Source organism: Dickeya sp. NCPPB 3274 (genome assembly GCF_000406205.1).
In the GTDB taxonomy this organism is placed as follows: domain Bacteria; phylum Pseudomonadota; class Gammaproteobacteria; order Enterobacterales; family Enterobacteriaceae; genus Dickeya; species Dickeya fangzhongdai.
In genome coordinates this window covers 1,845,143-1,859,293 of the sequence record NZ_CM001979.1, presented here as the reverse complement: position 1 = coordinate 1,859,293, position 14,151 = coordinate 1,845,143, and the positions used below count along the sequence as shown (strand labels likewise).

General features: G+C 49.9%; 3 protein-coding genes. 1 reads left to right on the top strand and 2 read right to left on the bottom strand.

What is annotated here, in order from left to right; all coding sequences use genetic code 11:
- Positions 1 to 6: 6 nt before the first annotated feature.
- Positions 7 to 1,311: an NAD(P)/FAD-dependent oxidoreductase gene (locus DXX3274_RS08765; protein WP_042859467.1), complete on the bottom strand. Its 1,305-nt coding sequence runs from the start codon at positions 1,309 to 1,311 to the stop codon at positions 7 to 9.
- Between the two features lie 64 nt (positions 1,312 to 1,375).
- Complete coding sequence (locus DXX3274_RS08760) at positions 1,376 to 12,796, bottom strand: FkbM family methyltransferase (protein WP_042859466.1); 11,421 nt, start codon at positions 12,794 to 12,796, stop codon at positions 1,376 to 1,378.
- Positions 12,797 to 13,881: 1,085 nt separating this feature from the next.
- On the opposite strand from DXX3274_RS08760, the gene DXX3274_RS08755 reads away from it, so the two are divergent.
- Entirely contained in the window at positions 13,882 to 14,133 is a 252-nt protein-coding gene (locus tag DXX3274_RS08755; protein ID WP_042859465.1) for an acyl carrier protein, read from the top strand.
- The last annotated feature ends 18 nt before the right edge of the window (positions 14,134 to 14,151 follow it).

The following is a 14,151-nucleotide window of genomic DNA, read 5'->3' as shown; positions in this document are numbered from 1 at the left end:
CGTTTCCTACCTTCCATTGAGTACTTCACGGTACTGCGCCAATAACTTGAGAAATTTCCACAGATCAACTTCCCACTGATGACGGAAAGAGCCGATGTAATAGTTCTGGCCCAGGTCAGGATGCTGTTCTTTTTTCATTCGGCTGAAATCACGCAGCCCTTTGGCCTGTAAGAAATAAGCGTTGAGGTAGTCCACGACAAACAGACCATGAGAACGGGCTGACACACCCAGTCCGGTGGCGGAGTTGATGTAACCAACAAACAACAAGTTATCGAAGTTTTTGGGGACAATGTGTAAGAAACAATCGGGAATACCTTGCTTCATTTCCAGATATTGCTTGTCCAGAAACGGAAAATGGCGGTTATATCCCGTCGCATAAATAATGGTATCGACGTCAATCAGTGAACCGTCTTCAAAGGTCACCGTCTGTCCTGAAAAAGCGCGCACATCCCCCTTGGGGTGAATATCGCCATGACCAATAAAATATAAAAGTTGCGAATTCATAATTGGATGGGAGGCATCCAATGGGTAATCCGGGTTTTTCAAGCCGTAATCCGTACCGTCATAACCGGCAAGCTTAAAAACCTGTTGTATATACGCCAGCGTTTCTTCGCGGGTGTTAAATTTATTGCCCAGCCCTTCCATCCATCTCGGTGTCGGCATGCCATTAATAAATTTAGGCTGATAGTAATAACCTCGGCGTGTACTGTGATACACAGCCGAACAATGGTGAACCGCATCAACCGCAATATCGCAGCCGGAATTACCTGCGCCAATAATCAATACCCGTTTACCCTTGATGCGCTCCGGTGTCCGGTAATCGATAGAATGCATGACATCGCCGGAGAAGTGACCGGGATAGGCTGGCTCGGGATAACGGGCTTCACGTTGCATCCCGTTGCTGACCAGCACGAAAGCGTAAAACTTCCTCTCCCCCGTCGATAATTCAACCTGCCAGCCATCGGCCTGTGGCTCGATACGGGTAACGGCAACATTAAAATGCGCCTTTTCGTACACCCCGAACGCTCTCGCATAATCACAAACATACTGATGCATCAGCTGATGGCTGGGATAATGCGGGTAGTCTTCCGGCATGGGAAAATCCGGATATTGGGTATTCACTTTCGGCGAGATCAGATGCAGCGACGGATAGGTGCGGCCACAGCGGCTGTCGGCATTCCACACGCCGCCAAAATCCGCTTCGGCTTCATACAAATCGTAGTCAATATCGGCCTGGTTCAGTTCCTTACCGAGACTCACGCCGTAAGGACCACCACCGATAATGCATACTCGTTTTCCGTGTATATTCATTAATTAAATCCTTTTAACGTGCTGGCAATCCGTACTATTTGTTCGATGGCAATACCGGGCGCGATCACTCTTCCGAGTGCTCAAGTGTGAGCAACGCGTCCTCTTTCACTATTTTTAAGTTTCTGAGCCACAGACTGAGCACGCCCGACTCGTCGTACACCCGCAGGTCGTACCCTGGAATATCGCCAGTGATAATCAACGGCTCTTGCTCTGCCGGTGTTGGCGAGAGGTGTACTGTTACGCGGTCTGTTACCGGCCTGCAGGCAATGATCGAATCCAGAGAGAACGGATACCACAGGTGGCGCCCAGTCTGAGAATGACGATAATCGTTTAGTGCAGAGAGTAACTGCCAGCAGGTAGTCAGCAGGATCGGCCGGAAAGTCGCGGCATTCAGATCACGGGGCAATTCTGCAAGTGAAGTGAATGTCACCAGCAGCTGTTCGCCATCAAAACCGACTTTTTCGATCAACGCCTGATTTCTCATCCCGTCTTCATCAAACATCCGCCTTATTTGATGCGTTATCTGATGATTACGTGGCGTATCCAGCTGTTTTTCCAGTTTGTGGATATCCAGCGTGTCACTTCTGCCGTCGGCCGTGGCGTTCAGGGCGATTTGCCCAAAACTGTGCGTCACGGCCCCCCCCACATGCTCAGTGACGCACTGGAAATAGAGACCATCTTCTTCCCGGGAAATATAAGTCTGGATATGGCCGTTCAGGGCATCCTGTACGCGGGCGGGCTGTCCCCACAGGATATAATTCAACTCGACCGCATGTGGCGAGAATGCCCTGTTTTGCTGGGTGGCCTGTTCCCAGGCATGTCGTGCCGACTCCAGCAACAACAGTCCAGGGAGTTGCTTCTGGGCAGCCATCACACCGGCGGCCATCATGTTCCCATACGCAGAAAAATCGCCCGGAATACTCACTAACGCCGAAACCGGCACCTTTTGTTGAAGCCCGTTGACGGTTTCTTCGGTCACCACGCTATTGCCGTGCGAAAACGCGGGGTGACCGGCAATGGCAACGGAAGCGGCTGCGTCAGAAGCGTCCGTCGCCTCCGAAGCGAAAGACGTCTCATCCGAAGTTATTCGGGAACGATTCGTAGGTGTGCTCGGCAGGTCGACCCAATAGCGCTCGCGAGCAAAAGGGTATGTCGGCAACGAAACCCGTTTGGGCCTGAATGCAGGCGCTATAGCGGAATAGAGAATGTTCCAATCGATATTGATGCCTTTTACCCATATCTCCAGCAGCTTGGCAAACTTACCTTTACTGGCCCATGCCTGAACCAGCTCATGCATATCCTCATCTACATCGAATACGGATAACACCTCGCGATGCGATTTACTTTTTTCCTGATAGAGCAAATCAACGGTGTGTTGCTCACCGGCAAGAACAGCCGACAGCTTACGTTGCAATTCATCAAGCGAGTGGGCAACCAATCCCAGACGCTCACTCATCGCTTCACGTCCGGTTTGCAGCGTATAAGCAAGTGAATGAAGGTATGCACGCTCTCCTTGCGCCGTTATCCGCTTCGCATAGTCGCTCACATGAGCCAGCAAATTAGCGGCCATTTGTCTGAGCTGCTCATCATTTTTCGCCGATAACAGAATCAGTGCCGGATGGAGAGACACCGCCTCTCCCGTAGCGATTTCCCAAGCGGAGGACTCCCGGACTGATACGCCCTCTGCCGGAAATTGCTCAATAACGATATGGGCATTGGTTCCGCTGAACCCGAAAGAACTGACGGCCGCCTGACGCCGTTGACCAGACGCCACCGTCCAGTCTTTGAGCTCCCGGTTGACATAAAACGGTGTGCCGTCCAGCGCAATGTGCTCATTGAGATTCTGATGATGCAACGTGGGTGGAATCTGTTGATTCTTCATTGCCAACAACACTTTCAGCACCGAAGCGACGCCGGCGGCTCTCAACGTATGGCCGATGTTGCTCTTCACCGATCCCAGTGCGCAGTAATTTTCTTTTCGGGTAAAAGGCGAGAACGCCTGCTTCAGGCCGACGACTTCTACCGGATCCCCCAGTTTGGTGCCTGTTCCGTGTGTCTCTACATACTGAATATGTGCCGGATCGATGCAAAAGTCGGTGTATACCGTCTGCACCAGGCGAGATTGCGCATTTCCATTCGGGGCGGTAATGCCATTACTTTTACCATCTTGATTCACCCCCCAGCCCTTGATCACACCGTGGATGACGTCCTGATCATTAATCGCATCTTCCAGGCGTTTTAACAGCACCACACCAACGCCTTCCCCAGGAACAAAGCCATTGGCTCGCTGATCAAAGGTAAAGCAACGCCCATCTTCCGACAGCATTCCGGCCTTACTGGTCATGATGTGCATACTGGGGCCGGCTAACACGGAAACCCCGCCGGCCAACGCCAGATCGCTGTTTCCCAGAACCAGGCTATCGCAGGCCGATGCGATAGCCACCAACGATGACGAGCAAGCCGTATCAATAGCCAGACTCGGCCCCTGCAAATCCAGATGGTAGGCAATTCTTGCCGCTAAAATGGAAATCGCATTTCCCATAAAGGTTTGTGCATTGAGTTCCATACCAAAGCGCGCTTCGTAGTCACCGTCTCCACAACCGACGAAAACACCGCATCGACTGCCGGATAAATCGGCAGGATTGTAGCCGGCATCCTCAATACACCCCCAACACGCCTCAAGAAATACCCGCTGCTGCGGATCCATCATCTCGGCTTCTCGGGGAGAAATATTAAAAAACAGTGGATCAAATTTATCGGCATCTTCCAGCACACCCATCCATTTGGAATAGGTTTTGCCAGGTATTTTACGATTACGATCGAAAAAGTCGTCGATCGCCCAGCGTTCCGGCGGGACTTCCGAAATACAATCTTCCCCTTTGCTCAAATTATTCCAGAACTGCTGCAAATTCTTTGCTTTCGGAAACTGACCGGACATACCGACGATAGCAATCGCCTGACGTCCAACCGGGGACGGGGTTATCACCGTTTCGGTGTTCGCGGTGCCGGGCGTTGTTGCTACCTGCGGCTCGGCACGTGCGGCCGTCAGAGGCGTCTGTTTGGCGCTCGCGACCGATGTCTGATACAGACCGGTTACTCCCCCCTGCGAGTCAGAATTCGTCGGCAACGTCACGGTTGCGTCGCCAGTTGCCTCAGAATCAGGCGTCGAGGCGCTATCCTCTCTGGAATAACGCTGAACCAGCACGGCGAATTCTTGTAACGTCGGATAGCTGTATACGTCGGCGGCATTCAGGTTCAACCCATAGTGTTGATTGATCTTTCTGATCCAGGTGACGCCGGTTATCGAATCCAATCCTAAATCGACAAACGCCACAGTCGGATCAACCGCCTGAGGTTTAATCTGCAGTTCCTGAGCCAATGTTTGGCTTAAAAACGCCAACATGCTCGCGGAGGGAGTCTTGGCGTTTTTTCGAGAGTCAACCGCACCTTCCCGAACCTCGCTGGCGTTGCCGGCCACTTGTACCACCGGAGCCAAGGCCAGATCGGAAGCCCTCTCAGCCCCGCGGGCCCGGCCTCCACCCGTTGCCGTGTGCCGTGCAGCTTCGCTAACGACCAGCCCGGTAAAAACTTTCAGATTAGGGTAGCTGTACACCTCGGCGGCATTGAGTGTCAGACCGTATTCCGCGTTAATCTTTCTAATCCAGGTGACGCCGGTAATGGAATCCAGTCCTAGGTCAACAAAGGGCTGTTCGCCATCAATGTGTTCAATTTTGATTTGCAACTCATCCGCCAGCATACGGCGTAACAGGCTGTAAATCGGTTCAAAGGCCAGGTTATTGCCATGTTCTTGCTGCACCGTCCCCACTGAATCCGCCGCTTTCGTGTTTTCGCCCACAGACACTTTCTGACGGTCAGCCGGATCCTGAGCGCTAAGGTGACCGGACATCCCCTGATTAAAATGCTGCTGGATACGCGCCAGCACGTCCTGATTGCCGACAAATGTATGCTCATGCATCTGCAGTTCCAGAGCATAGTTTGCTTCGACCTGATTTCTGATGTGCTGTGAACGTTGTGTTTTCCAGGCAACCAGCTCATCGCGGGGCATCCGCGCCAATGCATTGGCAGCGGCCAGAGCAAATGGTAATACCTGAGCACGTTCAAGAACCGGGTTTTTGAGCCCACGAGCCTGAAGCTCGCCCCCCTTATACTCTCTGGCGGTAAACAGAACTTCTCTGGAGAGATCCAACCCCAGACGGCGGGGAAGAATCAGGGTTGACCCAGCTCCCGGCGTGAATCCGTAGCGCATATAAGGACTGTAATAGACGCTTTCCTGACTGAAAACCGCATCATCACAGAACATGCCCACAGCCCAGCCAGGGCCAATACCGTGCCCCTGCATGGCGGCAATCACCGGGATATCGCACTCCAGCGGTAAGGCAAAGATTTTCTCATCGGTAAACTTGGCGTTTCCCTTTTGGATCGCCTGCAATGTTTCCATCGTACCGCCGCTGGCAAAATAGTGGTCATACCCGGTCAGCACGACCACCTTATAGCGTTGATTGTGGCGAATATGCGCAAAGACCTCGTCAAAACCGGCAACAAACGCTTTAGAGAACTTATTACGGCTTTCCCGCTCACACAGCCGGACCAGCAGAACGCCATTGTCATAGACTTCCGCATCGATAACCGGAGAATTGAATGTCACCTTGCGCGGCTCGCCCGGCGGTAACCCTAGTTGCCCGGCCTCAAATGCCTGTAACTTGTCTTCCGTCAGTACCACGAATTCATCGGTTTCTGGTGCGGCATTCTCGACGACAAAAGCAACGGGGCTTTCTGCCAGCGCAACGGACCGACAGAGCAACCCGGCGGCTAAATGCCGCTTCAATTGAACCAACGCCTCTCTGGGTACCGTCGCCAATTCCTGCGCCAGCTTCAGACTTTCCCCGGCCACCGCCGCCGATGGGAAAACCGGCATCAATACCCCCAGATCTTTCAGATAACGCCCTTCAATTCCCCGCCAATCCGTCAACAATATCTGCGCTGCAGCGGGCGAAAAACGCTCGCTAAGCAGATGATATAACTGCTGCGATACCACCTGTTTCCGGATGACATACTGATAGCGGCCAGTGGCGCTCAAGACAGCAAAATCGCACAGGCAGACAAACAGCCACGCGTAGCCTTTGCAATCCCCGGGCACAGAGGCAATCACGGGAAACGGTAATTCCAGAACGGCACGATACAGTGCTTGTTGCCAAAACAGCGTGGCATCGTCTTCGAGGGCGGGAAGAAAACGGTGTTCTCCCCCGCTGAGTAACAACACGCTAATGTCTTTTCTGTTTTTTATTTCATTGAATAGATAGAGAAGCTGACTGAGCCGAGCCGTTCCCGAAGCATCCTCTTCTGGCAAGCAGCCATCAGCGTCATGCAGTTGAAGATAAAATATTCCCTGACCTTCATCCGTTAACTGGAAGGGGGAGTGCTGCGTATTTCGGCTCGAAACCTGAAATGGTTCCGCCTGGAATGTCTGCAAAGCAGCCAGCACCCGCTTACCTTCTGTGTGCGCTCCGACTGTTGGGCCAACAGCCCTATCTGGAGCGGATAGCGTTGCGCTTGTCGGCATCACGGCGGTAGACAGGACAGTGCCATGATTCCTGCTGGCTGGCGTCGAATCGCCATTGTCATCAGGTAACCAGTACCGTTCTTGCTCAAAAGGATAAAGCGGCAAGCCAGCCACACGTTGGCGCGGAGCCTGATACCATGCAGTCCAGTCGATTTGCCGACCTTCGAGCCATTGCCCCGCCAGCCCCCGTAAATCACGCTGCTGAATAAAAGTCTCGATTTCCACCTGCTGCCGCTTGCTGTTGCCCTTGTTTTTCTCTCCTTGTGCAACCGTCCCGATAAGGTAACTTTGAGCAAACGTATTCCGGTTCAGATAATCGCCCAGCCCGGTGAGTATCTCTGCACCACTTCTTCCGGCAATAGCCAGGCGATGGCCTAAAGATTCACGCCCTAGTTGTAACGTATAAGCAATGTCTTTTAACTCACTGCCGGTCAGATGCGAGTGTTGCTGAATATATGCGTTGAGTTGCCGAGCCAGGGCATGCAATTGCGCCTCGCTTCTGGCAGAAAGCAGTAATAACGCCGGCTCAGTATTCGATTCCAGGGGAGCACTCACCGGCGACACTTCTGCAGGTCGGAATTCTTCAAGCACCATGTGGACATTGGTGCCGCTAAAACCAAAAGAACTGACTGCGGCTATTCGTCTTCCCTGAGCGTTCGGTTGCCAGTCCTGCACTTGGGTATTGACGACAAAGGGAGTGTCTTCAAAGGGAATCAGTGGATTCGGCTTTTCAAAGTTCACGCTGGGAGCCAGCTTGCGGTGCTTGAAAGACAATAGAAGTTTTATCAGCGCGCTGACGCCGGAAGCATGGACACAATGGCCGATGTTACTTTTTACCGATCCAATCGCACAAAAACCGGTTCGCGGGGTCTGTCTGCGGAAGGCATCGGTCAGAGCAGTAATCTCGATGGGATCACCTAACTTCGTGCCGGTACCGTGCGCCTCAATATAGGTCAGCTCATCAGCACTGAGGTTCAACGCATCGTATACCTGGCAAATCAAATCGGTCTGCGAACGGCTGCTTGGCGCTGTAATCCCGTTCGTCTTACCGTCCTGATTCATGGCCGACCCTTTGATCACACTGTAAATGTGGTCTTTATCGTCAATTGCATCCTGCAACCGCTTGAGGATCACTACCCCCACCGCTTCACCCGGCACAAAACCATCAGCCCGGTGATCAAACGGCTTACAACGCCCATCGGCCGACAACATCCCGGCTTTTGCGCACAAAATGTGGAAGTTGGCGGTAGTATGGATTGACACGCCCCCGGCAATAGCCATGTCGACAGCGCCGTTTCTCAGGCTTTCACACGCCAAATGTACGGCGGCCAAGGATGATGAAGAGGCGGTATCGATCGCCATTGCCGGGCCTTTCATGTCCATAAAATAGGCAATGCGGGCAGCCAGGATCGATGAATCGTTCCCCATAAATGAAGAGGCATCCAGCGGGATACCATGCTGCCGTAGATTAGCCTGATAGTCGCCGGCATCGGCTCCGACATAAACAGCCCATTTTTTGTCTTTTATCTCACGGTTGGCATACCCTGCATCCTCCAGCGCGTGCCAGCTTTCCTGTAAAAACAGACGTTGCTGAGGATCCATTTGCCGGGCTTCTTTGCCGGAAATACCGAAAAAAGACACATCGAACTTATCAATATCCTCAATAAAACCGCCCCATCGGCCATAGGTCTTATTTGGTTTCGTACGGTCTTCATCAAAATAGTCGGCGATATTCCAGCGCGTTGCCGGAACGTCGGAAATACAGGTGCCGCCTTCCAGCAACAAAGACCAGAACGCATCAACATTCGCCACGCCGGGTAAACGTGCGGACATGCCGATGACGGCGATATCCCCCTCATAGATGTGGCGTGCCATCTTGTGGGCAGCATCGGTTTTGTGCGCGATCTGTCTTGTCGGGCTGTCTTCACTGCATGGCGCCGCGTCATCCTGCGTATCAACAACCGGCCATTCCGACTGCATACGCGTCACAATGGCATGCTGATAATTTGCCATCAGATAGCTGCGTAAATCATTCACGCAGCCATAATCGAAAAGCACGGTACTCGGAAGTTTTATCGCAAACGCACCGTTCAGTTTTACCACCAGATTAATTGCCGCGAAGGAGTCAACGCCATACTCGGAAAATGCTTTAGCTTCGTCGATATCAACCTTTTTCTTCAGGCATTCCAGCAGATTCTTCACGATCACGATGTTGATATAATTCAGGATGGCGTCTTCGTCGGTGCCGACGGGTTGCGACACCTTCTCTTGTTCTGCCTGTAGATACGCTGCCGAACCATGCTCCGACGCCGACCGGAGAACCGGTAATCGTCCGCGATGATCCGCGATTTGCTGCATCAGGCTTGTATCTGCCGGCAGCAACCGTTGCTGCGGAGCCACTTCAGATTCAGATTGAGTATTATCAGTTGAATCAATAGATTGTGATGAAGGAGTAAAAACCAATTCGGCCAAGACGGCAGCGGGTATGGTGTAAGTCCCTACACTGGAAGATTCAGGTACATATGTGATGGCCTTGATACTGCGCAGGAAATTTTCAGCCGGCTTGTTTTTATCACTGGTCACAAATCGGATTTCAACGATCGCTTTCTTCCGTTCCAGCGCTTGTCGTCCAAGGGCATTCAACATCTGATATTCAACACCGCGCCCCAGTACGCGGCAACTAAGCAATCCCCCATCAACCGATAACACCGTTTCCCGCTCAGAGAACAAGCACAAACCGCAAATACCATAATCACCGAATCGATCAGCGACACGAATGCTCAGACAACCCCGTTCCGAACTTTGAATTTTGGCAACAATATCGGCAACGGAGTATGGTGTTTTGACAAAGTTAAACTGATTGGTGCGATGCGTCAGTTGGGACAATCTCTCCGCCTGATCCGGCGTCGCTGGCTCGATTGTAATGTCAAGCGCCAGCCCACGAATGAATGCTTCCATACTGAATACACTCTGACGAAACGCTTCACGCTGAACCTGCTCCTGATACATATGCGTACGTTTTGTGTCTTCATTCGTTCGGTGACGTCCCTGATCAAAGGCCCAGACATGAGCAAGAAATCCCGGAATGTCGTCGCTATTATCAGGTAGGCGTAAACTTAATACCTGTGGGCAGCCAGCAGAGACCTCTGCACATTCAATCGGGCTATCATCAAGAAAAACAAAACTATCCAAGCCCAGGTTGAGTGTTTTTGCCAGATGTTGAAGATTAGCGGACTTGGCATTCCAGTTGATTTTGGTGTCAACAAAATCATCCCACTGCAAAATCATGTCATCACGACTATCGAATACTTGTCTGACATCCTCATGATTATTCTTGCTCACCAGACATAACAGCATGCCCCGCTCTTTCTGCCGTAACATGAACTGTTGCAACGCACGATAATTCGAATCGATTTTGACGCCTTCGGCACCTTGTTCACCAACCACGCCGGACCAAAGCGTGTTATCGCAATCAAGGGCGATCACTTTATAAGGTGAACGTCGGAAGGCATGGATGTGACGAACAAGCACCGATGCGATGACGTCAAAAAACTCGGGTATATAAGGAATGTGCCCCATCTCATCACGAACGGCATCGTGATATTCGGTGACATCATAAGCTGCTGCCAACTCACTGTTCAGATCAATGCCGATAATGTCCGTCTTATCCCCCAGAATTTTTTGTATCATCTGAGGTATGTTGTTGAGCAGCTCGGCAGAAAACCGCGCTTTCATCTCGGGAGACGGCGGGCACAGCACAAAGAGCGTAGGCCCCCGGCGGCTATGCTGCGTTTCTCTGACCAGCGTCAGCAATTCCTTAAAGTTATCGCTGATCGCCTGCTCAAATGACGTCAGGCGATGCTGATTATCCGTATGAGCGACAGGGCGCCTGGCATAAAAATTGGCTAAACCTGAAGACTTCAGCATCTCCTCTTCAACCGTCGCCAATTCAAAGCCTTTATCCCGCAGCAATTGGGCTATCTTATTCGCTGTCGTACCTTCTTTATCATGAACCTCAACGACAACCTGACGAATATTCGGCCATATTTCATCAGTAATACTACTGAGAATTTCCCATTCGCATTTTTCAGCATCCACTTTCAGCAAACCAATCGTCTCAATATGATGCTCTTGCATAATACTGGCTAACGAGCGCATCCTGACCTGATAGGTTTGTTTTCGCAGACGTTCACCGATCATGTCATCCAGATGCTCCCGAATGGCTTCACTATCGGTATCGCTGAAACGCTTGGTTACCTCATTTTCCATCGATTTTTTCAGCGCTTCGCCATCTTCTGTTTCATCGGTATGAAACCCTGACCAAACCGAAGCGTTCGGGTAAAAAACAAATTCGGCTTCTCCGTCTTTATCGGCAATACCGGCTTGCAATGCTTTCGCCTGAGGTGCATACAATGCAAGGTTCTTTCGGAGAATCTCGTAAGAAATCGGCGAGGGTTCGCAAGAAAAAATACGTAAATCAGGACATTGGGTGGTAGCAAACAGAGAGAACATGCCGATGTTGCCGCCAATATCGACTATCGCCTCTCCCGGCTCAAAAGAAATGCCGTGCTTCACGTATGTTTTCTCTACGAAAATCTCCTCATAGAGATAGCTGGTTTCATAAGATTTAAGATGTGCGATCTCCATACCGTTAGGCAGTACAAAGCGTTCACAATCCGTCAAATGCTGCTCAATTTGCGCCGCAGAAACCTGAGGTACCACATTTTTTCTGGTAGGGGCGGTTCTCGTTCCGTTAGCAACCAGATCGTCTAACCGGCAGATAATCGCATTGACGCCGTCAGTATTCGCAGCAAATACACCTTGTTGGCCCAAAAGCTCCTGATAAACCTGGTTGTATGGCGCAAAGTGAATCTGATCCTGCCAGTTCAGCCGAGAGAACCATGCCTGTAAAGGTTCTGCGATCGGTTCCGCAGTAAAGGTTGCGGCAATGGCCCATGATTGCCCGGAGATACGCTCTGTTTGATTTTGCTGACCAAAATTCGGTTGGCCGGCTGGTTGTTCGATTTTTTCTACTCCTACAGCCTGCTCACTCCGCCCGACGCGTTGATATGAACGAATATGTACCCCATGCATTTCCACCACTATCGCTCCCGACTCATTAGCTAAGAACACATCAAAAACGCGCGTCTCGGTAGTGTCTGAAACAGACTGTCTGGGTGCGACAAATACGTCGCACGTTGGCGTTAAATGTGTATGAATGACGATATTTTCCAACGAGAAAGGGACATAAACCTGATTTTGATGATTGGGTAGTCGGCCTTCCCTGGCGCCAAGTAAGACCGTTTGGATTGCAGCATCGAGTATGTAAGGTGAAGGAAGATCCGTCAGATTCGCCTCATCAGCCACGATCCGCCCCCAAAACAGATCCTGGCTATAGTGAAACTCGTCCAGACACTGAAACTGTTCCCCATAGTTGATTCCGCCGGCCAGAAACAAGCGGTAAATTTCATCGCGGTTCAGTCGGTGAGTGAAAGTGTGAGATGACGTATCAGGAAGACGAAAAACAGGTTCTTCGGCATTATTGGTCACCGGTTTTTTATTCAAATCAGGCTCATTGTTTAAACCTGAAAAAACAACACCTGTCGCATGACGTTTTGTCGCTTTTCCCGGCACCGTGGATGTGACCCAATAGGTTATGCCCTCTCCCTCGGTATCCAGATGAATATTAACCTGACATTCGCCTGCCGCAACCGTAAGAGGTGCAAACCATACCGCATCTTTTATCTGCAAAGGATAAAGAGAAATCTGATGATGACTTTGCTTGTGATCCAGAAGCGAAGCCGCGACAAAATGAATGTATCCCATTGCCGGCAGGATGGGTTCATTTGATACTATGTGCCCGGAAATAACAAGATGACTCTTATTTAACGTGTACTCCGACATCACGACCTCCTTGTCACCAATATGTTTAAACAATTTTGGTTAAGTCCCGAAACCTTCGCCCCTGAAAGTTTCGCTATTGATAAACACCAAGAAATCAATAAAAAGCAGCTATTTACACTAAAAAAAAGCAGATTGATTTTGATATTAGAAAACCAAAAGAAAACCCGGAAATGAAAAGGAAAACCCGGGTATGAAGTGAGTCCATAGATTATTAAACGTAAAGCACACACGTACGTTATCAGTGTGTTGCAGATATGTTTTACCCTCAACAAAAAAATTATTTCAAATAATTTCCATCATTAAAAAATCATTTTTAATCAATAAAAAACAGAGAAGCAATGACTACAAACAGCAATAGAATTCGGGGTGTAACAAGCTGAATTGAACAATTTTAGCTATCACAAAAAAATATATTGCCAGACAGGCTGAGTGATGCCGAAAACCACTAAAACCTCTCCATCGTACAGTGGCCAATACAGAAAACATGCCGCAACTCGCAATAATAGCCATACGTTCAATTTCATTGCCATGCCGATATAGCATTAAATCACTACATATCGACGACATATCTGTCGTGAATTTTTTGCTATGCGTTGCTACTACAGCCTGTAGCTGCCGAAAAGCTCAGTACTTTACAGCAACCATCGGCCTCTTTCCCGGTAAGGAGCATATGAAGATATGGGAATTGTTGAGTACGAAAATTATAAAAATCAACGTCTCGCTTTTATTGTCAAGAACACTGATTGACACCGCTTTCTTCACTGATATAGAGTTGCCCATAAGTTACACATAAGTTACATAGATAAAGTCACACTCATTTATTACAATAAAAATAGTTATATCCAAAGTAATTCAGATTACAGTAAACCGGTAATACAGCTTCTCTATAATGTTTAAAAAAGTAATTACATGAGGTTATCATAAATAATCAACAGATTCTGTTTATCGCAATATGACAGGTATAAGCATTGAGACGAACAATCAAAACAATCAGTTGAGTTTTGGTGTTTCATTACTCGTCGATAATTTTCTTTTGATAATAGTAATTTTATTTAAGCCAGTCATGCACAAGTAAGGAGCACCACATGAGCCACAAGAGTAAGGAAGATATTTTCAATATTATCGTGCATAACTTACTGGAAATCCTCCCCTATCTGGATACCAGTGCCATTACGCCGGAGCGGAGCATGAAGGACTTGGGGGCCAACTCAATTGACCGGGCGGATATTCTGCTCTCCAGTATGGAAACCCTCGATCTCATGTTCCCTCTCCATGAAGCCGGCGACCTCAAAAATATCGGAGAATTAGTAGATTTCTTGCACGCTAAAGCGCAGTAGCCATCCAAACTATGCAGA

Bases quoted from the DNA above. Each gene is read 5' to 3' on its own strand.
- DXX3274_RS08755 (WP_042859465.1), top strand. From the start codon at position 13,882: ATGAGCCACAAGAGTAAGGAAGATATTTTCAATATTATCGTGCATAAC.
- DXX3274_RS08765 (WP_042859467.1), bottom strand. From the start codon at position 1,311: ATGAATATACACGGAAAACGAGTATGCATTATCGGTGGTGGTCCTTAC.
- DXX3274_RS08760 (WP_042859466.1), bottom strand. From the start codon at position 12,796: ATGTCGGAGTACACGTTAAATAAGAGTCATCTTGTTATTTCCGGGCAC.